At 65.1% G+C, this 21,840-nt stretch carries 24 protein-coding genes, 1 tRNA gene and 1 pseudogene; 21 read left to right on the forward strand and 5 right to left on the reverse strand.

Annotated elements, in window-relative coordinates; all coding sequences use genetic code 11:
- Entirely contained in the window at window positions 1–1,386 is a 1,386-nt protein-coding gene (locus tag ACW172_RS18655) for an aminotransferase-like domain-containing protein (protein WP_248117548.1), read from the reverse strand.
- A 122-nt stretch (window positions 1,387–1,508) separates the two neighbouring features.
- Between ACW172_RS18655 and ACW172_RS18660 the strand changes: the two genes are divergently transcribed.
- The gene (locus tag ACW172_RS18660; RefSeq protein ID WP_248117549.1) at window positions 1,509–2,369 is read left to right on the forward strand and encodes a DMT family transporter; all 861 of its coding nucleotides are present in this window, start codon (window positions 1,509–1,511) and stop codon (window positions 2,367–2,369) included.
- 101 nt (window positions 2,370–2,470) lie between these two features.
- Window positions 2,471–3,331: a LysR family transcriptional regulator gene (locus tag ACW172_RS18665; RefSeq protein ID WP_248117550.1), complete on the forward strand. Its 861-nt coding sequence runs from the start codon at window positions 2,471–2,473 to the stop codon at window positions 3,329–3,331.
- Window positions 3,332–3,417: 86 nt separating this feature from the next.
- Here ACW172_RS18665 and ACW172_RS18670 read toward each other — a convergent pair whose 3' ends face one another.
- Window positions 3,418–3,672 (reverse strand): helix-turn-helix domain-containing protein, encoded by a 255-nt coding sequence (locus ACW172_RS18670; RefSeq protein ID WP_248117551.1) that lies wholly within the window; start codon window positions 3,670–3,672, stop codon window positions 3,418–3,420.
- A 106-nt stretch (window positions 3,673–3,778) separates the two neighbouring features.
- On the opposite strand from ACW172_RS18670, the gene ACW172_RS18675 reads away from it, so the two are divergent.
- The 4 genes from ACW172_RS18675 (at window position 3,779) to ACW172_RS18690 (ending at window position 7,125) form a co-directional block, all read left to right on the forward strand.
- A complete protein-coding gene (locus ACW172_RS18675; protein ID WP_248117552.1) occupies window positions 3,779–4,087 on the forward strand; it encodes a DNA -binding domain-containing protein in 309 nt (102 codons plus the stop codon).
- On the forward strand, window positions 4,087–4,530 hold the full coding sequence (locus tag ACW172_RS18680; RefSeq protein WP_492032892.1) for a hypothetical protein: 444 nt from the start codon (window positions 4,087–4,089) through the stop codon (window positions 4,528–4,530). Before ACW172_RS18675 ends, ACW172_RS18680 begins: the two co-directional genes overlap by 1 nt.
- 141 nt (window positions 4,531–4,671) lie before the next feature.
- Window positions 4,672–6,663, forward strand: a complete 1,992-nt coding sequence (locus ACW172_RS18685; RefSeq protein WP_492032893.1) for a conjugal transfer protein TraG — start codon at window positions 4,672–4,674, stop codon at window positions 6,661–6,663.
- Between the two features lie 30 nt (window positions 6,664–6,693).
- Entirely contained in the window at window positions 6,694–7,125 is a 432-nt protein-coding gene (locus ACW172_RS18690; protein WP_492032894.1) for a ribbon-helix-helix domain-containing protein, read from the forward strand.
- A gap of 16 nt (window positions 7,126–7,141) precedes the next feature.
- Here ACW172_RS18690 and ACW172_RS18695 read toward each other — a convergent pair whose 3' ends face one another.
- Window positions 7,142–7,507 carry a hypothetical protein gene (locus tag ACW172_RS18695; RefSeq protein WP_492032895.1) on the reverse strand — a complete coding sequence of 122 codons (366 nt, stop codon included), beginning with the start codon at window positions 7,505–7,507 and terminating at the stop codon, window positions 7,142–7,144.
- A gap of 214 nt (window positions 7,508–7,721) precedes the next feature.
- Here ACW172_RS18695 and trbB point away from each other — a divergent pair, with 214 nt between their 5' ends.
- The 14 genes and pseudogenes from trbB to ACW172_RS18765 all read left to right on the forward strand — a co-directional run.
- Window positions 7,722–8,690, forward strand: a complete 969-nt coding sequence (trbB, locus tag ACW172_RS18700) for a P-type conjugative transfer ATPase TrbB (protein WP_492032896.1) — start codon at window positions 7,722–7,724, stop codon at window positions 8,688–8,690.
- Window positions 8,691–8,719: 29 nt separating this feature from the next.
- Entirely contained in the window at window positions 8,720–9,019 is a 300-nt protein-coding gene (locus ACW172_RS18705) for a TrbC/VirB2 family type IV secretion system protein (RefSeq protein WP_442859317.1), read from the forward strand.
- Entirely contained in the window at window positions 9,019–9,300 is a 282-nt protein-coding gene (locus tag ACW172_RS18710; protein WP_492032897.1) for a VirB3 family type IV secretion system protein, read from the forward strand. Before ACW172_RS18705 ends, ACW172_RS18710 begins: the two co-directional genes overlap by 1 nt.
- Before the next feature lie 13 nt (window positions 9,301–9,313).
- Entirely contained in the window at window positions 9,314–11,752 is a 2,439-nt protein-coding gene (trbE, locus tag ACW172_RS18715; RefSeq protein WP_492035020.1) for a conjugal transfer protein TrbE, read from the forward strand.
- The gene (gene trbJ / locus ACW172_RS18720; RefSeq protein ID WP_492032898.1) at window positions 11,749–12,513 is read left to right on the forward strand and encodes a P-type conjugative transfer protein TrbJ; all 765 of its coding nucleotides are present in this window, start codon (window positions 11,749–11,751) and stop codon (window positions 12,511–12,513) included. The genes trbE and trbJ overlap by 4 nt, the downstream gene beginning before the upstream one ends.
- A gap of 15 nt (window positions 12,514–12,528) precedes the next feature.
- The gene (trbK-alt, locus tag ACW172_RS18725; protein ID WP_492032899.1) at window positions 12,529–12,891 is read left to right on the forward strand and encodes a putative entry exclusion protein TrbK-alt; all 363 of its coding nucleotides are present in this window, start codon (window positions 12,529–12,531) and stop codon (window positions 12,889–12,891) included.
- A gap of 2 nt (window positions 12,892–12,893) precedes the next feature.
- Window positions 12,894–14,198, forward strand: a complete 1,305-nt coding sequence (gene trbL / locus ACW172_RS18730; protein ID WP_492032900.1) for a P-type conjugative transfer protein TrbL — start codon at window positions 12,894–12,896, stop codon at window positions 14,196–14,198.
- Entirely contained in the window at window positions 14,198–14,881 is a 684-nt protein-coding gene (gene trbF / locus ACW172_RS18735; RefSeq protein WP_248117555.1) for a conjugal transfer protein TrbF, read from the forward strand. Before trbL ends, trbF begins: the two co-directional genes overlap by 1 nt.
- Window positions 14,878–15,954, forward strand: a complete 1,077-nt coding sequence (gene trbG / locus ACW172_RS18740) for a P-type conjugative transfer protein TrbG (protein WP_492032901.1) — start codon at window positions 14,878–14,880, stop codon at window positions 15,952–15,954. The genes trbF and trbG overlap by 4 nt, the downstream gene beginning before the upstream one ends.
- Window positions 15,951–17,195 (forward strand): TraB/TrbI/VirB10 family type IV secretion system protein, encoded by a 1,245-nt coding sequence (locus ACW172_RS18745; RefSeq protein WP_492032902.1) that lies wholly within the window; start codon window positions 15,951–15,953, stop codon window positions 17,193–17,195. Before trbG ends, ACW172_RS18745 begins: the two co-directional genes overlap by 4 nt.
- Window positions 17,192–17,434 carry a DUF2274 domain-containing protein gene (locus ACW172_RS18750; protein WP_248117557.1) on the forward strand — a complete coding sequence of 81 codons (243 nt, stop codon included), beginning with the start codon at window positions 17,192–17,194 and terminating at the stop codon, window positions 17,432–17,434. The genes ACW172_RS18745 and ACW172_RS18750 overlap by 4 nt, the downstream gene beginning before the upstream one ends.
- Before the next feature lie 231 nt (window positions 17,435–17,665).
- Window positions 17,666–17,884: a hypothetical protein gene (locus ACW172_RS18755; RefSeq protein ID WP_248117559.1), complete on the forward strand. Its 219-nt coding sequence runs from the start codon at window positions 17,666–17,668 to the stop codon at window positions 17,882–17,884.
- Between the two features lie 143 nt (window positions 17,885–18,027).
- On the forward strand, window positions 18,028–18,426 hold the full coding sequence (locus tag ACW172_RS18760) for an HVO_A0114 family putative DNA-binding protein (RefSeq protein ID WP_248117560.1): 399 nt from the start codon (window positions 18,028–18,030) through the stop codon (window positions 18,424–18,426).
- Window positions 18,419–19,459: pseudogene (locus ACW172_RS18765) on the forward strand (recombinase family protein); the annotation flags it as partial. The gene ACW172_RS18760 and the pseudogene ACW172_RS18765, both read left to right, overlap by 8 nt.
- Before the next feature lie 222 nt (window positions 19,460–19,681).
- Here ACW172_RS18765 and ACW172_RS18770 read toward each other — a convergent pair.
- Together ACW172_RS18770 and ACW172_RS18775 are read right to left on the reverse strand one after the other, a co-directional pair.
- On the reverse strand, window positions 19,682–19,912 hold the full coding sequence (locus ACW172_RS18770; protein WP_492032903.1) for a hypothetical protein: 231 nt from the start codon (window positions 19,910–19,912) through the stop codon (window positions 19,682–19,684).
- A gap of 123 nt (window positions 19,913–20,035) precedes the next feature.
- A tRNA-Ser gene (locus ACW172_RS18775) sits at window positions 20,036–20,127 on the reverse strand.
- Window positions 20,128–20,273: 146 nt separating this feature from the next.
- Between ACW172_RS18775 and ACW172_RS18780 the strand changes: the two genes are divergently transcribed.
- Window positions 20,274–21,839 carry an exopolysaccharide biosynthesis polyprenyl glycosylphosphotransferase gene (locus ACW172_RS18780; RefSeq protein ID WP_492032904.1) on the forward strand — a complete coding sequence of 522 codons (1,566 nt, stop codon included), beginning with the start codon at window positions 20,274–20,276 and terminating at the stop codon, window positions 21,837–21,839.
- Window position 21,840 lies beyond the last annotated feature (1 nt).

Consider the following 21,840-nt stretch of genomic DNA (forward strand, 5'->3'; position numbering starts at 1 on the left):
TTAGGCTTTCATAGCCCTCTTCAAGACTGAGAATGGTCGCTCATCCGTCATTTGAGCGACGTTGAAACGGAGGAACGTGGTTGCGGACTGCGAAACGCTGAAGACATTCCCCGGCGCCAGAACGATCCCGTCTTTCATGCAGCGTTGCGCAATCACTGAAGCGTCAAGGCCTTCGGGCAAGCTGCACCACAGATAGAACCCGCCGCGCGGGATGATCCATGGGGCAATGTTTAGAACAGCGAGTCGCTCCGCAACGTCATTTCGGGCATGCGCAAGGCGCTGGCGGACGTTAATCATATGCCTGCGATAACTACCGCCCGCGAGAACACCCGCGATCAGTTCCGTTGCCATCGGACTGGGGCCGGCGAAATGCGTCGCGATCTGGAGATCGACCAGTCCTTCGATCCACTCGGGGCGTGCTGCGATGTATCCACAGCGGATCGAGGCAGAAAGCGTTTTAGAAAAGCTGCCAATTCTGATCACGCGGTTGAAACCATCGAGAACGGCGAGGCGCGGCGATAGTGTGGGTTCGAAATCAGCGAATATATCGTCTTCTACGATCGTCACGCCATGTACGCCTGCCAAGCTAAGCACACGATGGGCGGTCTGTGGGGAGATAGTTGCTCCTGTCGGGTTATGCAGGGCCGAGTTGGTGATGTAGAGCCGTGGCGCCGCCGCGATGAGAGCTTTTTCAAAGGCTTCGATGTCCGGGCCAGTCGGCGTGAAAGGCACACCAATGATTTTGACCTGATGCGCCCGCAGCAGCGCCTGAAAATTAAAATAACAAGGATCATCGACAACGACAGCATCGCCAGGTCGCAATAATAACCGGCAGATCAGGTCGATGGCTTGGGTGCCGGAGCTTGTCAGCAAAATTTGGTCGGCGCTCACAGTGATACCTTCATCTGCAAACCTCCCGAGCAGCAGACGGCGTAGAGTTAGGGAGCCGCGTGTCGATCCATAGTCGGATAGTAGCGCGCCATCAGATCGACTTAGTGCCCTCAAGCCCTTGCGAAGCGCTGCGTTCGGCATCCAGTCGACAGGCAGCCATCCGCATCCTGGTTTGAGCGCGGTGGGGTCAGCATCCAGCGATTGCTTTGAAACCCAGAAGGGATCGACGGTATGATCCTTGGGAGTTCCCATGTCGGTCAGCGCCATCGGGAGCAGATGTGCACCTGTCACAAAGAACCCAGAGCCACGACGTGCGCGAATGACGCCCTCTGCTTCAAGGCGTGCATATGCTTCGACTACCGTTGAAGGTGACACGCCCATTGTCTCTGCGAACCGGCGGACAGAGGGCAATCGATCTTCCGGCTTCAGAGCCCTGCTGGCAATTTTCGAGCGGACCGCTGCAATGAGCGCTTCCGTTCTGGTCGATCCGATCATTCTGCTTCCGCTTCTAAACTGTATCCGCCTTCGTACCAATACACTTTGCCGAAATTGTATGATAGTGTCTCTTTTTGCACTCTCGTCGCTCGGATACACGAAGTCCGAGAAAGCGAGGACGAATGCAGAGATCGACAGCAGGATGGGGCAGTGGCCTTCTAGGGGTGATTATCTTCAGCGGATCGTTGCCTGCGACCCGCGTCGCGGTGGAGCATTTCACGCCAATGTTTCTCACCTCGGCACGGGCAGTGATTGCCGCCGTGCTAGGCGGCATATGCCTATTAGCGCTTCGTCAGTCGCGACCCACCCGCAACGACCTGATCCCTTTGGTCATCGTTGCCATCGGCGTCGTGGTGGGGTTCCCACTGCTAACGGGATTGGCTCTCCAGCATATTACGGCTTCCCATTCGATCGTCTTCATCGGGCTGTTGCCACTTGCCACCGCAATATTTGGTGTATTGCGTGGCGGCGAGCGTCCAAACCCAGCTTTCTGGCTGTTTTCTATGATTGGAGCGGGAACGGTCGCCGGTTTCGCGCTCGCTCGTAGCGGCGGTGGGTCGCTGATCGGCGATCTGTTGATGATCGCGGCCATCATGCTTTGCGGACTGGGCTATGCAGAAGGCGCGACTCTTTCGCGCCGTCTCGGCGGATGGCAGGTGATCTCTTGGGCTCTCGTTCTGTCCATGCCGATCATGGCCTTAATCTCGCTATTCACAATGCCACAAAGCTGGAATGGCATTGCGATGCAGGCTTGGATGAGCCTCGCCTATGTTTCCGTGTTCAGCATGTTTCTCGGATTTGTCTTCTGGTATCGCGGCCTTTCGCTCGGCGGGATCGCCGGTGTTGGGCAGTTGCAACTTTTGCAACCCTTCTTCGGCCTGATGTTGGCGGCGATCTTTCTGCACGAAGCAGTTGTCTGGACGATGTTTGCATCAACGGTGATCGTGGTGTTGTGCGTCGCTGGCGCCAAACGTTTCGCCTGATTGAATGTCCAGTCGGAATGCGGTGGGCCAAAAGACAGAGAAGATGCGGAACCGATAGTCTTCAGGGTATTCCGCTTACGGCGTTGCGTCATGCCGTTGTGGTGGCTGAGGTGCTCAATTTTCATCACGCAGCCAACATCCTCGGCACGACGCAATCGTGCGTCAGCGCCCGGATCAAGGCGCTTGAGGAGGCGCTAGGCATCCTTCTCTTCGAGCGTCGCCATCGCGGCGTCCGGCTGACCGAGGCCGGACGCCGGTTCATCGTCGAAGTGTCGGCTGGTATCGCCCAACTCGATCATGCTGTCCGAACAGCAGGGGCCGTCTCTTCCGGCTCGACTGGGCAGTTAGCCATCGGTTTCGTCTCATCAATTGCCGGCGATTTCCTCTGCGGCCTGCGCAGTAGGTTCCGCGAGACCTATCCTGATGTCGAGCAGGTGGTCATGGAAGGCTCCTCGGCAAAGACGATTGCGCTGGTGCGGGATGGAAAGCTTGACGTGGCGCTGGTGCTCGACCCCGCAGATGCACCGGACTGCCATTCGCGATTGCTGTGGAGTGAGCCTTACAGGATCGCGCTACCCATCACACACCCAATGGCAGAAAGTGATGCGATCACATGGGCGCACCTGGCTTCGGAGACGTTTCTCCTTCCCGTCGCGGGAGCTGGGCCACAACTGTTCGAGCATGTCGTGCGACGCATGGCGGAGCGGGGCAACTCACCGCGAGTCCGGCGCTGTGATGTCGGCCACGATACGCTGATGCACATGGTTGCGAGCGGCGAAGGCGTAACGCTCGCCATCGAAAGTGCCCGATACATGAGCGGCTCGGCTATGCTACGCTCCATCGCTGACGAAACCGAACAAGCCCGCTTCAGGGCGATATGGTCGCCGCACAACCGCAGCGCAGCGCTGAAGAACCTGCTCGACCTCGCGGATCAGATGGAGAAGTCAGTTCGGTCTGCCTGACTTCTGCGGAAGCGGTCCTGACTCGATGGCGAATACCGCGAATTCTGGCCGGCTATCGATAACGTCATCGTCCGTGGTTCGTCGATTTAGGCCCTACGTCGATCGGCATCCGCTCCGATCTGACCAAGAATATCGACCGGTTGAATATCGAGCGCGCGTGTAATGTCGATAAACTCGATGACATCGATCCGCCGTTCGCCGTTTTCATACTTGGCGACGAAGGACTGCGGCTTGTTCAGTCGCTCGGCCAGTTCCGCTTGTGTCAGATTTCCGTCCTTGCGCGCTGCCGAAAGAAGCGTCTGAAGAAGTTGCTGGCGGGGCGAGCGCAAGGATTTCTGCATTCGGATCGGCTCTCCATTGAAAATGAGGAGCCGATCCGCTAATCCTGATTCAGGATTATCCCATTTCAGGATTGCCTTTGCAGCAGGTCCGAGGGGGGACCGACATATGCGCGTCAAACTCGAACTCGATCCCGACGTCGATGATCTGGCTCCCGTGGAGCCGGACGTGACCCGCTATGACGAGGCACATTTCGTCACTTATCTGCGCCTGCTGGACGCCGAGACGGACGGTGCCGACTGGACGGAGGTCGCGCGGATCGTGCTGCATCGCGATCCAGCGGCGGAGACCGGCCGGACCCGCACATGCTGGGAAAGCCATCTCGCCCGCGCGCAATGGATGACGAAGATCGGCTATCGCCGGATCCTCGAACAGGCGATCGAGGATGCACGCTCCACACCACGCGGACATCCATGATGAGCACGCCGGGGCACGCCGATCCCGGCCGCGATCAGCAATATCTCGCCTACGCCGAAGCCTATACCGAAGCCGCCAAGCGGCTGGCCTACCGCGCGGATGATATGAGCGCAGTGCGCATTCCGTTCTTTCAGCTCGTCGCCCATGCGATCGAACTGATGCTGAAGGCGGTGCTCAGTCGTCAGGGACACCACGAGGAAAGGCTGATGATGATGGGGCACTGGCTTGAGCGGTGCCATGTCCGGGCGATCGAGGGTGGCGCTGCTGGTCTGGAGAACGAGGAGTTCGCCGCGTTCATGGAAGCTCTAGATCGGCCTCACGCCATGCAGGCGTTCCGCTACCCGCAATGGTTCGACTGGCCCATGCTCGAACCGGCCGAGGCGATGCGTCTGCTGAGCCGGCAACTCGACATCGTAAGAGACTACCTGGCGCCCGATCGCTGAACACAGCTACGACCGCCGCCGCAGACCGTCCGATTTCTACGCCATGGTATCCGGCAACGCGCTCGCTGTTCTTTCCTGTTGCCTCTCGCGAAACCGCCTATTCTCTGATCGGCTCCGTCTCTTTTGCCGATTGGAGTCTGTATGTCGGGAAGCCGTGTCCTCTGGGGCCAGATCACCATCGTCTTCGTCATCGTGCTGGCGGCGATCTGGGGCGCAACCGAGTGGACGGCATGGCGGCTCGGCTTTCAGGGGCAACTCGGCGCGCCATGGTTCGAGCTGGGCGGCTGGCCAGTCTACTATCCGCCGCTGTTCTTCTGGTGGTGGTATTCCTACGACGCCTATGCGCCCGCGATCTTCGTCGAGGGTGCGATCATCGCCGCGTCAGGCGGTTTCCTCTCCATCGCCGTCGCCATCACCCTGTCGATCATCCGGGCGCGTGAGGCGAAGAACGTCGCCACCTACGGCTCGGCGCGCTGGGCTTCGCCCGAGGAGGTGACGGCGGCGGGGCTGCTCGGCCCGGACGGCGTTGTGCTCGGCCGGCTGGAGCGCGACTATCTGCGCCATGACGGACCGGAGCATGTGCTGTGCTTCGCGCCGACCCGTTCCGGCAAGGGCGTCGGCCTCGTCGTGCCGACGCTGCTGACCTGGCCGGGCAGCGTCATCGTCCACGACATCAAGGGTGAGAATTGGGGGCTGACGGCGGGTTTTCGCGCAGGACACGGGCGCGTGCTGCTGTTCGACCCGACCGATGCGAAGTCGTCAGCCTACAATCCGCTGCTGGAGGTGCGGCGCGGCGATTGGGAAGTGCGCGACGTCCAGAACATCGCCGACATCCTGGTCGATCCCGAAGGCGCGCTCGACAAGCGCAACCATTGGGAAAAGACCAGTCATTCGCTGCTGGTCGGCGTGATCCTGCATGTCCTTTACGCCGAACCCGACAAGACGCTGGCCGGCGTCGCCAACTTTCTCTCCGATCCGAAGCGGCCGATAGAGGCGACGCTGCGCGCCATGATGTCCACGCCGCATCTGGGCGAGGCTGGCGTCCATCCCGTCATCGCCTCGTCGGCGCGGGAACTGCTCAACAAATCCGACAACGAGCGATCGGGCGTGCTGTCCACCGCCATGTCGTTCCTCGGTCTCTACCGCGATCCCGTGGTGGCGAAGGTGACGGCGCGCTGCGACTGGCGCATCGCCGATCTCGTCTCGGGCAAGCGGCCGGTCAGCCTCTATCTCGTCGTACCGCCGTCCGACATCGCCCGCACCAAGCCGCTCATCCGCTTGATCCTCAATCAGGTCGGGCGACGACTGACGGAGGAGTTGAACGCCGCCAACCGACATCGGCTGCTGCTGATGCTCGACGAGTTTCCGGCACTCGGGCGGCTCGACTTCTTCGAGTCCGCGCTGGCCTTCATGGCCGGCTACGGCATCAAGAGCTTCCTGATCGCGCAGAGCCTCAACCAGATCGAGAAAGCCTATGGCGCGAACAATTCGGTGCTCGACAACTGCCATGTCCGCGTCGCCTTCGCGACCAATGACGAGCGCACCGCCAAGCGGGTGTCGGACTCGCTGGGCACCGCGACGGAGATGCGCGATTCCACCAACTATGCCGGCCATCGGCTGTCGCCCTGGCTCGGCCATCTCATGGTATCGCGGCAGGAGACGGCTCGGCCGCTGCTGACCCCCGGCGAGGTGATGCAGCTTCCGCCGACCGACGAGTTGTTGCTGGTCGCGGGCGTGCCGCCGATCCGGGCGAAGAAGGCGCGTTATTACGAGGACGCGCGTTTCAAGGAGCGGTTGCTGCCGCCGCCCGACCTGTCCGCCCAACCCAAGGCGCCGAAAGCGCCATCGGGCGACGACTGGTCGGCGCTGACGATCCCGACGCCCGTCGCGTCGTCCGCATCACCGACACCCAACGCCACTGCCACCGATCCCGCCAATGCCGGCATCCGCCGCGAGCCGGAACTGCCCGAGCATGAGGAGATCGCGCCGGACGAACGCCCGGTGGCGGGTGAGTTCGATGTTCTCGACGATGAACCGGATGTGGACGCCGCCAAATCCCGCACCATGCGCCAGCAGGTCACGTCCGTCGCGCGTCGGGCGACGATGGACCCGGCCGACGGCATTGAACTGTAAGGAGCCGCTGCCATGCAGACCAAATCCCGCATGAACGTCTATTTCGACCCGGATTTGTTGAAGAAGGTCGAAGCGTTGGCGCTGCGCCGCAACGTCTCCAAATCGGCCGTGATCGAAGCCGCTGTCGCGTCCTTCCTGTCGGCCGATGCCTCCGAACGGCTGGAGGCCGTCTTCGCCCGCCGCATGGACAAGCTCGGGCGGCAGGTCGAAGGCCTGGACGAGGATCTCGCCATCCTCGGCGAGACGCTTTCACTGTTCATCCGCTTCTGGCTGACCGTAACCCCGCCGCTGCCCGACAGCGCTCAGGCGTCGGCCCGCGCGAAGGGCGCCGAGAGGTTCGACGGCTTCCTGCAATCGCTCGGGCGGCGGCTGGCGACCGGCGACCGATTCCTGAAGGAGCTGTCGCGAGACATCGACGCAGGACGAAATGCTGGCGATACGCAGGATGACGGACGCCGCTAATCGTCCGTCGCACGATCTATGATCGGTCGATCGGAACATAGCTCTTGGCGAACTCGGATTCCAACGCCTGCGATTCCTCCCATGTCATCGGGTTCTTGTTCGTCTTATCCCAGGCGCTGACCGCCTTGTCGGCGTGCTTCATCGACTGGCTGATTTCCGACAAGCCCGGAAACAGGGTCTCCGCTTCAGCACGGGCTTTTCTGCCGACTTCGCTACGAGCCTCGCGCCACGCCCGATAGGCGGGATGATGCGCCTGCTTATACTCGTTCAGCGCCCGGTCGCGATCGTCGCGCTCCCGCTTGACCCACGGCGCAGGCTTGCCTTTCTTTCCTGGATTATTGCTCATTGCGTTGCCTTTTCTGATTTCGACAAGCGTAGACATAGCTCATCACTATCGATCGCGGGATTTTCAATCCCGCCGATCACCGCCGTTTCTTCGCTATGACCGCCGGCTGTTAGATACTTGTTGAATCAGCCAAACTTCCGGCTCTTTTAATCATCCCCGTCGGGGAAGCGTCTGTGTCGTCCCCGGCGAGATCGGGGATGGAATGGCGGTATCACACCAGAATTCGGAGAGTTTGACGCGAGGCGCGCGGATGCTGCGAACCGCGCTCGGCCCCGCCATCGCGCGATTTCTGGAAGACCCCGCCGTCGTCGAAGTGATGCTGAACCCGGACGGGCGGTTGTGGATCGACCGGCTGTCCGAAGGTCTGTCCGACACTGGCGAGTTTTTGGCCCCCGCTGATGGCGAGCGGATCGTCCGCTTGGTCGCGCATCATGTCGGCGCCGAAGTTCATGCCGGTGCGCCGCGCGTCTCTGCCGAACTGCCTGAGACCGGCGAACGGTTTGAGGGGCTGCTGCCCCCGGTCGTCGCTGCGCCCGCGTTCGCCATCCGCAAGCCTGCCGTCGCCGTGTTCACCCTCGCAGATTATGTCTCGGCCGGGATCATGACGCCGGACCAGGCCGAGGCGCTGCGATCCGCCGTTGCTTCGCGTGCCAACATCCTCGTCGCCGGCGGCACCTCGACCGGCAAGACCACGCTGACCAATGCGCTGCTGGCCGAGGTGGCGAAGACCGCCGATCGCGTCGTCATCATCGAGGATACGCGCGAGCTGCAATGCGCCGCGCCGAACCTCGTCGCCATGCGCACCAAGGACGGCGTCGCCTCGCTCTCCGATCTTGTCCGCTCATCGCTGCGCCTACGCCCCGATCGAATTCCGATCGGTGAGGTGCGCGGTCCCGAGGCACTCGATCTTTTGAAAGCGTGGGGCACCGGCCATCCCGGAGGCGTCGGCACCATCCATGCGGGCAGCGCCATCGGCGCAATACGCCGCCTCGAACAGCTCATTCAGGAAGCCGTCGTCACCGTGCCGCGCGCGCTGATCGCCGAGACCATCGATCTCGTCGCCGTGCTCGCCGGGCGCGGCGCGCAGCGCCGGCTTGTCGAACTCGCCCGCGTCGAAGGCCTCGGCGCAGACGGCGATTACCGCGTCGTGCCGGCCGTCACCGACGGCGGCGACATCCAGCCCGTCCTCAATCTCGAACCCAAAGGAGATATCCGATGATCCGCATCCTCTCGCGCGGTTGCCACACCATGGCGACCGCGGCCCTTGCCGTTTCCGTCAGCATGATGCTGGCGCCCGCCGCCCATGCCTCCGGCTCATCGATGCCTTGGGAAGCGCCGCTGCAATCCATCCTCCAGTCGATCGAAGGCCCGGTCGCCAAGATCATCGCCGTCATCGTCATCATCTCGACCGGCCTAGCGCTGGCCTTCGGCGACACCTCGGGCGGCTTCCGCCGTCTGATCCAGATCGTCTTCGGCCTGTCGATCGCGTTCGCCGCGTCGAGCTTCTTCCTGTCGTTCTTCTCCTTCGGCGGCGGGGCGCTCGTCTGATGGCGGATATGGCTGACCATGCCGGAGACGTGCCGGGCTATGCCGTGCCGGTCCACCGGGCGCTGACCGAGCATATCCTGCTCGGCGGCGCGCCGCGCGGCCTCGCCATCCTCAACGGTACGCTGGCGGCGGCGCTCGGTCTCGGCTTACGCCTCTGGCTGGTCGGCCTCGCCATCTGGGCGGTCGGGCATCTCGCGGCCGTCTGGGCGGCGAAGCGCGATCCGATGTTCGTCGATGTGGTGCGCCGCCATCTGCGCATCCCCGGCCACCTGTCGGTCTGAGGGGAGCGCCACCATGATGAACCTGGCAGAGTATCGTCGCACCGCCACCCGTCTCGCCGACTTCCTGCCCTGGGTGGCGCTGGTCGGCTCCGGCGTCGTCCTCAACAAGGATGGCAGCTTCCAGCGCACCGCACGGTTTCGTGGCCCCGATCTCGACAGCGCCGTGCCCGCCGAACTGGTCGCCGTCGCCGGGCGATTGAACAACGCCTTTCGCCGGCTCGGATCGGGCTGGGCGATCTTCGTCGAAGCCCAGCGCCATGAGGCCGCGTCCTATCCGACGAGCCAGTTTCCCGATGCCGCGTCCGCGCTGGTCGATGCCGAGCGCAAGGCGGATTTCGAGGAAGCCGCCTCGCACTACGAGTCCAGCTACTTCCTGACCTTCACCTATCTGCCGCCGGCCGAGGACGCGGCGCGCGCCGAGACCTGGCTGTACGAGGGCCGCGAGCGCGCCGGCGTCGATGGGCGCGAGATGCTGACCGGCTTCGTCGATCGCACCGACCGCGTGCTGCACCTGGTCGAAGGCTTCATGCCCGAATGCGTCTGGCTTGATGATGCCGAGACGCTGACCTATCTGCATTCCTGCGTTTCGACGCAGCGCCACCGGGTCCGCGTGCCCGAGACACCGATGTATCTCGATGCGCTCGTCGCCGATCAGCCGCTGACCAGCGGGCTGGAGCCGCGATTGGGTTCGACGCATCTGCGTGTCCTGACCATCGTCGGCTTCCCGACCGCGACCACGCCCGGTCTGCTCGACGAGCTGAACCGGCTGGCCTTTCCGTATCGCTGGTCCACCCGCGCCATCCTGCTCGACAAGTCCGATGCGACGAAGCTGCTGACCAAGATCCGGCGGCAATGGTTCGCCAAGCGCAAGTCGATCGCCGCCATCCTCAAGGAGGTGATGACCAACGAGGCGTCCGCGCTGGTCGATACCGATGCGGCCAACAAGGCGGCCGACGCCGACATGGCCTTGCAGGAACTGGGTGCGGACTATGCCGGTCTCGCCTACGTCACCGCGACGGTGACGGTCTGGGACGACGATCCGCGTCTTGCCGACGAGAAGCTGCGGCTGGTCGAGAAGGTCATCCAAGGCCGGGACTTCACGGCGATGGCCGAGACCATCAACGCGGCGGACGCCTGGCTCGGCAGCTTGCCCGGCCACGTCAACGCCAATGTCCGGCAGCCGCCGATTTCGACTTTGAACCTCGCCCACATGATCCCGCTTTCGGCGGTGTGGGCGGGTCCGGAACGGGACGAGCATTTTGCAGCGCCCCCACTGCTCTTCGGCAAGACCGAAGGCTCGACCCCGTTCCGGTTATCCCTTCACGTCGGCGATGTCGGCCACACGCTCGTCGTCGGCCCCACCGGCGCCGGCAAGTCCGTGCTGCTGGCGCTCATGGCGCTCCAGTTCCGGCGCTACGTCGGCGCGCAGGTCTTCGCCTTCGACTTCGGCGGCAGCATTCGCGCCGCAGCCCTCGCCATGGGCGGCGATTGGCACGATCTCGGCGGCGGCCTGTCTGACGGGGCGGAGGACAGCGTCAGCCTCCAGCCGCTCGCCCGCATCGACGACGTGCCAGAGCGCGCCTGGGCCGCCGACTGGATCGTGGCAATCCTGATGCGCGAAGGCGTCACCATCACGCCCGAGGTGAAGGAGTATATCTGGACCGCACTGACCTCGCTGGCGTCCGCGCCGATCGCCGAGCGGACCATCACCGGCCTCGCGGTGCTGCTCCAGTCGAACGACCTGAAGCAGGCGCTGCGCCCTTACTGCGTTGGCGGCGCGCATGGCCGTCTGCTCGACGCCGAGGCCGAATATCTCGGCTCCGCCAGCGTTCAGGCCTTCGAGACCGAAGGGCTGATCGGCACCGAGGCCGCGCCGGCTGTGCTGGCCTATCTGTTCCACCGCATCGGCGACCGGCTCGACGGATCGCCCACGCTCATCATCATCGACGAGGGTTGGCTGGCACTGGACGACGAGGGCTTCGCCGGCCAGCTCCGCGAATGGCTGAAGACGCTGCGCAAGAAGAATGCGTCGGTGATCTTCGCCACGCAAAGCCTTTCGGACATCGACGGCAGTTCGATCGCGCCCGCCATCATCGAGAGCTGCCAGACCCGGCTGCTGCTGCCGAACGAACGGGCGATCGAACCGCAGATCACCGCCATCTATCGCCGCTTCGGCCTCAACGACCGCCAGATCGAGATCCTCGCACGGGCGACGCCGAAGCGCGACTATTACTGCCAGTCCCGGCGCGGCAACCGGCTGTTCGAGCTGGGTCTGTCCGACGTGGCGCTGGCGCTCTGCGCCGCCTCGTCGAAGACCGATCAGACCCAGATCGCCCGCATCGTCACTGACAACGGCCGCGACGGCTTCCTCGCTGCCTGGCTGCGCCATCGCGGCGTCGCCTGGGCCGCCGATCTCATCCCCGACCTCACCAACATGGAGACACCATCATGATGTTTCGTCGTTCACGCGCGGCGTTTGTCGCCGCATCCATCCTGTCCGTGCCGCTCGCTTTGTCGCCGATCGTCACCACGCCCGCCGCCGCGCAGTGGGTGGTGTTCGATCCGTCGAACTATGCGCAGAACATCCTGACGGCGGCGCGCACCCTCCAGTCGGTCAATCAGCAGATCACCCAGCTTCAGAACGAAGCCCAGATGCTGATGAACCAGGCCCGCAATCTCGCCAGCCTGCCTTACTCGTCACTGCAACAGCTTCAGCAGTCGGTGCAGCGGACGCAAGCGCTTCTTAACCAGGCGCAGAACATCGCCTTCGACGTCCAGCAGATCGACCGCGCCTTTCAGCAGCAATACGGCAATGTTTCGATGTCGGCCTCCGACAGCCAACTGGTCACGGACGCCCGTTCGCGCTGGCAGAGCACCGTGGGCGGATTGCAGGACGCGATGAAGGTGCAGGCCGGCGTTGTCGGCAATATCGACACCAACCGCTCCCAGATGTCGGCGCTGGTCGGATCGAGCCAGTCCGCCACCGGCGCGCTTCAGGCGACGCAGGCCGGCAATCAGCTTCTCGCGCTCCAGGCCCAGCAGCTCGCCGATCTCACCGCCGTCGTCGCCGCCAACGGCCGCGCGCAGGCGCTGACCGAGGCTGAGCGCGCGGCGGCCGCCGAGCAGGGCCGCGAGCAGCGCCGCCGCTTCCTGACGCCGGGCACGGGCTACCAGCCCGGCCACGCGCAGATGTTCAACAACGGCAACAACTGAGCGGGGAGACGCGCCATGGACGGCAAGACCCTCGCGCGCCTCGGCGCCGTCATCTTCGTCGCCATCGCCGTGACCGCCACGGCGATCGAGATGACCCGGCAGGACGAAACGCCGACGAACTCGGCCATGCCAATGGTCGCGCCGTCCGCTCCCGATCCGCTGCGTGAGGGACAGCGCCGCTGCCAGCGGCTCGGCGAGGCCGGCGCGCGTGACGCCGAGTGCCTGCGCGTCTGGGCCGAAAGCCGCGACCGCTTTCTCGGTCTCGATCGGAAACAGCCGCCGACGGCTCCGCAGGCCGCGTCGCCCGCAACCCCGAATGACGATCCCATCACCAGACAGACCGCGCCGGTAGAGCCGAGCATGGCCGGGGAGCAATAGGCATGGGCGGCACCGGCGTCATCGACCAGTTCCTGGCCGTCTTCACCCGCTATATCGACTCAGGCTTCGGCCTGTTGTCGGGCGAGGTCGCCTTCATCGCCACGACGCTGATCGTCATCGACGTGACGCTGGCGGCCTTGTTCTGGTCGATGGGCGGCGATGACGACATCATCGGACGGCTCATCAAGAAGACGCTGTTCGTCGGGGTCTTCGCCTACATCATCGGCAACTGGAACAACCTTGCACGGATCGTCTTCGAGAGCTTCGCCGGTCTCGGCCTGAAGGCGTCCGGCACGGGGTTCAGCACGGCCGATCTCCTGCGCCCCGGCAAGGTGGCGCAGGTCGGCCTCGACGCCGGACGGCCGCTCCTCGAATCGATCTCCGGCCTGATGGGCTGGATTTCGTTCTTCGAGAACTTCATCCAAATCGCCTGCCTGCTGTTCGCCTGGGCGCTCGTGCTGCTCGCCTTCTTCATCCTCGCCATCCAGCTCTTCGTCACCCTGATCGAGTTCAAGCTGACGACGCTCGCCGGCTTCGTGCTCATTCCCTTCGGCCTGTTCGGCAAGTCTGCCTTCATGGCCGAACGTGTGCTGGGCAACGTCATCTCCAGCGGCATCAAGGTGCTGGTGCTCGCCGTCATCATCGGCATCGGCTCGACCCTGTTCAGCCAGTTCACCGCAGGCTTCGGTGGCACCGCGCCGACGATCGACGACGCCATGGCGATCGTGCTCGCCGCGCTGTCGCTGCTCGGCCTCGGCATCTTCGGTCCCGGAATCGCCAACGGTCTCGTCTCCGGCGGCCCGCAGCTCGGCGCGGGTGCTGCGATCGGTACCGGTCTCGCGGCGGGCGGCATGGTCGCTGCCGGAGGTGCTGCAATCGGTGCGGTCGCGTCCGGTGGAGCCGCTTTGGCCGGGGGCGCTGCCGCTGCCGCCCGAGGCAGCGCGACCCTCGCGGGTGGTGCGACCGCCGCCTATCTCGCCGGTGGCGCATCGGGCGTTGCCAGCACCGGCGCATCCAAGGCCGGGTCCGCCATCGCCAGTCCGTTCAAGCGCGCTGCCGCGTCGATGAAGGACAGTTTCCAGGCCGGCGAACGCGCCGTCAGCGGCGAGGCCGCGCCGGATAGCGCCCCCGATGCGCCGTCCGGCTCTTCATCCTCCGCCAGCGCTGACGGCCCGCCTGCTTGGGCCAAGCGCATGAAGCGCGGCCAGCAGGCCTCGCACGGCATCCAGGCCGCCGCCCACGCCGTCAAATCCGGCGACAGCCACGGCGGCGGCTCTTCCGTCAACCTCTCCGAAAGCGACCGCTGATGTTCAAACGATCCGCCACTCACTACGGCAAGACGCCGCAGCCCGAGACCCCATACCAACGCGCCGCCCAGGTTTGGGACGACCGCATCGGCTCGGCCCGCGTTCAGGCGAAGAATTGGCGGCTGATGGCCTTCGGCTCGCTGATCCTGTCGGCGGGGCTGTCGGGCGCGCTGGTCTGGCAATCGGCCAACGGCTCGATCGTGCCGTGGGTGGTGCAGGTCGACCGGCTGGGTCAGGCGCAGGCCATCGCACCCGCCGTCGCCGACTATCGCCCGACCGATCCGCAGATCGCCTGGCACCTCGCGCGCTTCATCGAGCAGGTCCGCTCGATCCCGGCCGACGCCATCATCGTCCGCCAGAACTGGCTGCGCGCCTATGAGTTCACCACCGATCGCGGCGCGATGGCCCTCAACGACTACGCCCGCGTCAACGACCCTTTCACGAAAGTCGGCAAGCAACAGATCGCCATCGAAGTGTCGTCCGTCATCCGGGCGTCACCCGATAGCTTCCGCGTCGCCTGGGTTGAGCGCCGTTATCAGGATGGCTCGCTCGCGGAGACCTCGCGTTGGACCGCCATTCTCACCATCGCCGTCGCGCCGCCGCGTGACGCCGAAAAGCTCCGAGCCAATCCGCTCGGAATCTACGTCAACGCCATCAACTGGTCGAAGGAGCTTGGACAATGATCCGGCCGTCTCAACTGACCGCCGGACATCCGGCGAACCGTGTTCCCGCCGTTCCGCCAATGCGCAGAGCCGGAAAACCTGTTTTCCGTAAAGCCGCGTTCGCGGTCCTGCTGCTCTCCGCCACGGCGCTCGCCGGCTGCGCGACGACGCAGAAGCCGCCCGAGATTTCTTATGACGATGCCGCGCCCGCCGTGCAGACGGTCGATCCGCCATCGCCCGTCACCGTCGTCGAATTGCCGCGTCCTCTGCCGCTGCCCGGTCAGATGAAGCCGGTGGAGGCATCCCGCCGTGCGCCCGAACCGACCGATCCCGCCGCCCGCGTCAACCAGGCCAACGCCGCCGCTCGCATCCAACCGGTGCGGGACGGCTTCATCAACGCCATGCAGGTCTATCCCTATACGGGCGGCGCACTCTATCAGGTCTATACCGCCGTCGGACAGATCACCGACATCGCCCTCCAGCCGGGCGAAACGCTCGTCGGCTCTGGCCCGGTCGCTGCCGGCGACACCGTACGCTGGATCATCGGCGACACGCTTAGCGGCTCCGGCGCGACCCAGCAGGTGCATATCCTGGTGAAGCCGACGCGGCCCGAGCTGATGACCAACCTCGTCATCAACACCAACCTGCGCACCTATCACATGGAACTGCGCTCGACCGAGCGGACCTATATGGCGTCCGTGTCCTGGCAATATCCGCAGGACCAGCTCATCGCGCTGCGCCGCCAGAATCAACAGGCCGAGGCCGCGCAGCCAATCGCCAGCGGCGTAGATCTGGCCAACGTCAATTTCCGCTATGCGATCGAGGGCGACCGCGCGCCGTGGCGGCCTCTGCGCGCCTTCGACGATGGCCGGCAGGTGTTCGTCGAGTTCCCGCGTGGCATCGCGCAAGGGGAAATGCCGCCGCTGTTCGTCGTCGGGCCGGAGGGCAACACCTCCGAACTGGTCAATTACCGCGTTCGCGGCCGACACATGATCGTCGATCGGCTGTTCGCCGCCGCCGAACTGCGCTTCGGCACCGGAGGCACCCAGCGGCGCGTCCGGATCACCCGCACCGACGGGAGGCCGGCATCGTGAGCGAGATCGATCCCGAGAAAGCAAAGGGGCCGACACCTGAGCCGGATGACGATGACGCCAAGCCGCTGACCGGCGAGCCGGTGGCGCCCATGCGTCTTCGTGCCGAGCCGCCGCGCGTCACCCGGCTGTCGCGCAAGGTTCTGATCGGTCTCGGCCTGGTCGCCAGCACCGGGATCGGCGGCGCGCTGATCTATGCGCTCCAGACCCGTGAGGGCGGCGTCGCCAACAGCGAACTCTATTCGACCGAGAACCGCGCGACCGCCGATGGGCTCAATGGTCTGCCGCGCGACTATACCGGCCCGATCCTCGGACCCGCTTTGCCAGGCGACCTCGGGCGACCGATCCTCGACGCCCAGAACCGCGGTCAGCCCGTGCCCACGCCGGGCATCGGTACACCCGCCGCGACTCCGCCGGGTCTCAGCGCCGAAGAGCAGCGCCGGCTTCAGGAAATCGAAGCGGCGCGGACCGGCCGGCTGTTCGCTTCGACCGAGACGCGGGCGACCGCGCCGCCTGCCACCGCGACCGCCAATGCCACGCCGCCTATGCCGGACCTGACCAGCCTGGGCCTCGCGCCGCAGCCGGCGACGCCCACGGCCCAGGACCGCCAGCTCGCCTTCCTCAATCAGGCGGCCGACCGGCGCACCGTTGCGCCAGATCGCGTCGCCGCACCAGCATCGCCGAACATCCTGCAAGCCGGGGCCGTGATCCCGGCGGCGCTGATCACCGGCATCCGCTCCGATCTGCCCGGCCAGATCACCGCCCAGGTCACGGAGAATGTCTATGACAGCCCGACCGGGCGCATCCTGCTCGTGCCGCAGGGCACGCGATTGATCGGCCAGTACGATAACGGCGTCGGCTTCGGTCAGCGCCGTGTCCTGCTGGTCTGGAACCGGCTGATCCTGCCGAACGGCCGGTCGATCGTGCTGGAGCGCCAGCCGGGCGCCGACGCCGAAGGCTTTGCAGGCTTGGAGGACGGCGTCGATTATCACTGGTGGGATCTGGCGAAGGCCGCAGCGCTCTCGACCCTGCTCGGCGTCGGAGCTGAACTGGCGACCGACCAGAACGACCGCCTGATCGGCGCCATCCGCGACGGCGCGCAGGACACCATCAACGACGCCGGTCAGCAGATCGTCCGCCGCCAGCTCAACGTCCAGCCGACGCTCACCATCCGGCCAGGATTCCCGGTCCGCGTCATCGTCACCCGCGATCTCGTCCTTGAACCCTACGGAGCCACGCCATGACCAAGCTGAAGCTCGGCCCGATCGCCGACGACAAGCCGGTGAAGGTGACAGTGGAGCTGCCCGCCGATCTGCACCGAGATCTCGCCGCCTATGCCGAGGTGCTCGGCCGCGAGAGCGGCCATCCGCCCACCGATCCCGTTCGCCTCATCGTGCCCATGCTGGAGCGGTTCATCGCCACCGATCGGGCGTTTGCCAAAGCGAAGCGCGGCACGGCGGCGAGCGGGGACAGGTCATCATGATGCCGACGCCCGCCCATCATCGTGAGACCGATCGCGGAATACGATCGACGTATCGCAACGCGCCGTCTTCACAGTTCGTGCAATCCGCCGATGCTGGAAGAATTGCGCGGCGTCAGGGCGAAGGCCAGCATCAGGATGAAGGGTCAGGTGTCGTTACGGTTGGTCATCTCACAGAACGTGATTCCCATGTCCCGGCGCGCCGCTGATCGCCCGCAACGCCGGCTCCGTATCGTGTCCGCGGCTCTGCCCGACGACCTCTACGACTATATCCCGCAGGACGACATCGAGACGCCGGCCCCGCGCATCGGCCGACCGCCGAAGCACGATGTCGAATCCTGGACCGTCACCGACGACTGGCCCGACCGCGTGCCGGTGACGGAGGCCGAGATCGACCTGTTCGAGGCATGGTTCGGCGACATTTTCGACGAGCTGTTCGGGCCGCCCGCATGATGCCGTCAAAGGAATGCCGACATAGGCCAGGATGCTCATTTTCCTTGCTTAAGTTGCTTGGGTATGATAACAATACGGCGAATATTTTCTTCGCCGTTTGACGCCTTCGTCGGTCGGCGAGCGCCCCAATGGAGGCCCCGCCCGTGACCACGCTGAAGGTCGGAATTGCCGATCCCGAAGAGATGAAGGCCCGCACGCTGCGCATTGCGCGGGGGGAGGAGAAACCGTCACCGGGTGATCCGAGTGCCTGGTTCGTCTCGACGGAATCCTTCGCCAAGATCTTGTCGGCTCCCAATCGCGAAATGCTGCGCATCATCGCGCAGGAGAAGCCGGATTCGCTCGACGCCTTGGCCACGCTGACTGGGCGGCAGAAATCCAATCTGTCGCGCACCCTGAAAGCGATGATCGGCTACGGCCTGATCCGCATGGAGCGCGATGGCCGTAAGCTCGCACCTAAACTCATCCACGATCGCGTCGTGCTGGAACTGGCGTTGACCGGCCGTCGCCAGCCATCACGCCGTAAGGAAACCGACCATGAATAAGGAAACTCCATTGGTCGCCATCCGCGCGGCTCTCTACCTCCGCGTCTCGACGACCCGCCAGGCCGAGCACGATGTCTCCATCCCCGACCAGAAGCGCCAGGGCGAGGCCTATTGCGTGTCGCGCGGCTATCAACTCATCGACACCTTCGTCGAGCCGGGCGCATCCGCGACCAACGATCGCCGCCCCGAGTTTCAGCGCATGATCGAGGCGGGGACGTCCAAGCCCGCGCCCTTCGATATCGTCGTGGTCCACTCGTTCAGCCGCTTCTTCCGCGATCACTTCGAGTTGGAATTCTATGTCCGCAAGCTCGCCAAGAACGGCGTGAAGCTGGTCTCGATCACGCAGGAGATGGGCGACGACCCGATGCACGTCATGATGCGTCAGATCATGGCGCTGTTCGACGAGTATCAGTCGAAGGAGAACGGCAAGCACGTCATGCGCGCCCTCAAGGAGAACGCGCGGCAGGGCTTCTGGAACGGCGCGCTCCCGCCGATCGGCTACCGCATCGTCGCGGCCGAGCAGCGCGGGGCCAAGACCAAGAAGAAGCTGGAGATCGACCCGCTGCACGCCGACACCGTGCGGCTGATCTACCGGCTGGCGCTGGAAGGGAATGGCACGTCCGGCCCGATGGGCGTCAAGGCGATCGTCAGCCACCTGAACGCGCGCCGCATCTTCACCCGCGACGGCGGGCGCTGGGGCATCGGCCAGCTTCACCGCATCCTGACCCGGCGCACCTATATCGGCGAGCACGAGTTCAATAAGCGTTCGAAGACCAAGGAACTGAAGCCGATCAGCGAGATCGTCACCGTGCCCGTGCCGCCGCTGATCGACCTCGAAACCTTCGACGCCGTGCAGGCGCATCTGAAGGCCCGCAATCCCAAGGTCACGCCGCCGCGCGTCGTCAGCGGCCCGACCTTGCTGACCGGGATCTGCTTCTGCGAAAAATGCGGGGGAGCCATGACGATCCGCACCGGCAAGGGCGGGCGCTATCGCTACTACACCTGCTCGATCAAGGCGCGGCAGGGCGAGACCGGCTGCTCGGGCCGTTCGATCCCGATGGAAAAGCTCGACACCATCGTCGCCAGCCATATCGAGGATCGGCTGCTCCAGCCCGACCGGCTGGAGGAGGTGCTGGCCTCGGTCCTCGACCGCCGGCACGAACGCGCCGAACGCCGGCAGGACCATATCGCCGAACTGAACCGCCGGGCGGCCGAGACCGAGCTTCGACTGAAGCGCCTCTATGACGCGATCGAATCAGGCGTGGCCGATCTGTCCGACCCGGCGCTGAAAGATCGCATCGCTGGGTTGAAGGCGCTCCGCGACCAGGCGCAGGTCGATGCCGAACGCGCGCAGGCCATGCTCGAAAGCTCCGGCAATCAGGCGGTGACGCCTGCCACCGTGCGCCGGTTCGCCGACGTGGCGCGGCAGCGCATCCGCCTCGACGGGGGCGGCTATCGGCGGGATCACCTGCGCGCCTTCGCCCAACGGGTCGAGGTCGGAGAGGCCGAAGTTCGCATCATGGGATCGAAGGGAGAGCTGCTTCGCACGCTCACCGCCGTTTCCAGCGGGAAATCGGCGGGAATCGGCGTGCCCAGCTTGGGACTGAAGTGGCGGAGACGGAGGGATTCGAACCCTCGATACCCCTTACAGGGTATGACGATTTAGCAAACCGTTGCCTTCAGCCACTCGGCCACGTCTCCGGCAGGAGGCGTCGATAGCGAAGGTCGTCGCCGGGCGCAATCGGCAAGACGCAGAAGTTTGACCAAACACGAAAACCCGACGCGTTAACGCGACATCCACGGCGGCTGTGCAGGATGCCGTGGAGTTTCCCAATCCGCGGATGACGATGTCGAACACCCTGAACGCGACCCGCCTGATCCAGGGCGAGCCCGAGACCGGCGCGCGCGTCGTCGATGCGCCTGTGGTTCAGGCCCTCGCGCCCCGGTCGGACGCGAAGGCGGACGGGGCCTCGCGGCGCGGTCCGTTCCGGCCCGAGGTCTGGCTGAACGCGCGCCAGAAGCACGGCTCGCGCCTGTCGGTGCACTATTTCCGGACCGTCGACGTGCTGGCGGTCATGGCCGTGACCCTGGCCTGCGGCTGGGCTGTGTCGCCCGGTGATCTGATGGCGCTGGAGATCGCGCGCGCGGCGCCGATGATTCTGGGCGCCGTGGTGGTTCTTGGCCTGATGAAGTCGCTGGGCCTGTATCAGTTCGACCGTCAGTCTTCGCTGACCCTGCATCTGGCGGCCCTGACGGGGGTCGCCGCGACCGCGGGCGTTCTGGCGCTCGGCCTCGGCTGGCTGCTGCGCGGCCCGGCGGTGGAGCTGGAGACCATCGGCGTCTGGGCCGGGGCGACCCTTCTGACCGTCATGGTCCTGCACAGCCTGTGGAGCGGTCTGGTGGCCCACTGGCGTGATACGGGCGCCCTGACGCCCAATATCGTGGTGGTCGGCGCGACCCGCCATGCCGAGCGGCTGATCAAGGACGCGCTCAAGCGCCGCGACATCAATGTGCTGGGCGTTTTCGACGACCGTCTGGCCCGCAACCCCGACAGCGTCGAGGGCGTGCCGGTGCTGGGCGCCGCCGGGGCTCTGCTGAACCACAAGATCACGCCTTACGTCGACCGCATCGTCCTGGCCATCGACCCCGAGGCCCAGGCCCGGGTGCGCGAACTGACGGCGCAACTGCAGACCCTGCCCAACGAAGTCACCCTGCTGGTCGATCCGCAGGGCGAGGAGGAGCGCACCGCCGCCCTGACCAAGCTGGCGCGCGCGCCCCTGGCCTCGCTGAACGCCGCCGACGCCGACCGCCGCGCCTTCCACAAACGTCTTCAGGACATCGTCATCGGCACATTGGGCCTGATCGCCGTTTCGCCGATCATCGGCCTGTGCGCCCTGGCCGTGAAGCTGGACAGCCCCGGCCCGATCTTCTTCCGCCAGCGCCGCCACGGCTTCAATCAGGAGGCCATCGTGGTGTGGAAATTCCGCTCCATGCGTCAGGAGGCCTCCGACGCCACCGCCTCGCGTCAGGTCACGGCCGACGACGACCGGATCACGAAGGTCGGCAAATTCCTGCGCAAGACCAGCCTCGACGAGCTGCCGCAGCTTCTCAACGTCCTGACCGGCGAGATGTCGCTGGTCGGCCCCCGCCCCCACGCCATCGGCATGAAGACGGGTCAGGTCGAATCCGCCCTGCTGGTCGCCGAATACGCCCATCGCCACCGCATCAAGCCGGGCATGACCGGCTGGGCCGCCATCAACGGCTCGCGCGGCCCCTTGGACAGCGCCCACGACGTTCGCCGCCGGGTGCAGCTGGACGTCGACTATATCGAGCGCCAGTCCTTCTGGCTGGACCTGTGGATCATGGCCGTGACCCTGCCCGTCCTGCTGGGCGACCGGTCGGCGGTGCGGTGAC

The organism is Brevundimonas sp. ALps5 (assembly GCF_058681645.1).

Coding starts and splice junctions, on each gene's coding strand:
- ACW172_RS18675 (WP_248117552.1), top strand. CDS start 3,779: ATGCGCGTCAAACTCGAACTCGATCCCGACGTCGATGATCTGGCTCCC.
- ACW172_RS18780 (WP_492032904.1), top strand. CDS start 20,274: ATGTCGAACACCCTGAACGCGACCCGCCTGATCCAGGGCGAGCCCGAG.
- trbG (WP_492032901.1), top strand. CDS start 14,878: ATGATCCGGCCGTCTCAACTGACCGCCGGACATCCGGCGAACCGTGTT.
- ACW172_RS18690 (WP_492032894.1), top strand. CDS start 6,694: ATGAACGTCTATTTCGACCCGGATTTGTTGAAGAAGGTCGAAGCGTTG.
- ACW172_RS18685 (WP_492032893.1), top strand. CDS start 4,672: ATGTCGGGAAGCCGTGTCCTCTGGGGCCAGATCACCATCGTCTTCGTC.
- ACW172_RS18750 (WP_248117557.1), top strand. CDS start 17,192: ATGACCAAGCTGAAGCTCGGCCCGATCGCCGACGACAAGCCGGTGAAG.
- trbL (WP_492032900.1), top strand. CDS start 12,894: ATGGGCGGCACCGGCGTCATCGACCAGTTCCTGGCCGTCTTCACCCGC.
- ACW172_RS18710 (WP_492032897.1), top strand. CDS start 9,019: ATGGCGGATATGGCTGACCATGCCGGAGACGTGCCGGGCTATGCCGTG.
- ACW172_RS18705 (WP_442859317.1), top strand. CDS start 8,720: ATGGCGACCGCGGCCCTTGCCGTTTCCGTCAGCATGATGCTGGCGCCC.
- trbE (WP_492035020.1), top strand. CDS start 9,314: ATGATGAACCTGGCAGAGTATCGTCGCACCGCCACCCGTCTCGCCGAC.
- trbJ (WP_492032898.1), top strand. CDS start 11,749: ATGATGTTTCGTCGTTCACGCGCGGCGTTTGTCGCCGCATCCATCCTG.
- trbB (WP_492032896.1), top strand. CDS start 7,722: ATGCTGCGAACCGCGCTCGGCCCCGCCATCGCGCGATTTCTGGAAGAC.
- ACW172_RS18680 (WP_492032892.1), top strand. CDS start 4,087: ATGAGCACGCCGGGGCACGCCGATCCCGGCCGCGATCAGCAATATCTC.
- trbF (WP_248117555.1), top strand. CDS start 14,198: ATGTTCAAACGATCCGCCACTCACTACGGCAAGACGCCGCAGCCCGAG.
- ACW172_RS18670 (WP_248117551.1), bottom strand. CDS start 3,672: ATGCAGAAATCCTTGCGCTCGCCCCGCCAGCAACTTCTTCAGACGCTT.
- ACW172_RS18655 (WP_248117548.1), bottom strand. CDS start 1,386: ATGATCGGATCGACCAGAACGGAAGCGCTCATTGCAGCGGTCCGCTCG.
- ACW172_RS18695 (WP_492032895.1), bottom strand. CDS start 7,507: ATGTCTACGCTTGTCGAAATCAGAAAAGGCAACGCAATGAGCAATAAT.
- ACW172_RS18660 (WP_248117549.1), top strand. CDS start 1,509: ATGCAGAGATCGACAGCAGGATGGGGCAGTGGCCTTCTAGGGGTGATT.
- trbK-alt (WP_492032899.1), top strand. CDS start 12,529: ATGGACGGCAAGACCCTCGCGCGCCTCGGCGCCGTCATCTTCGTCGCC.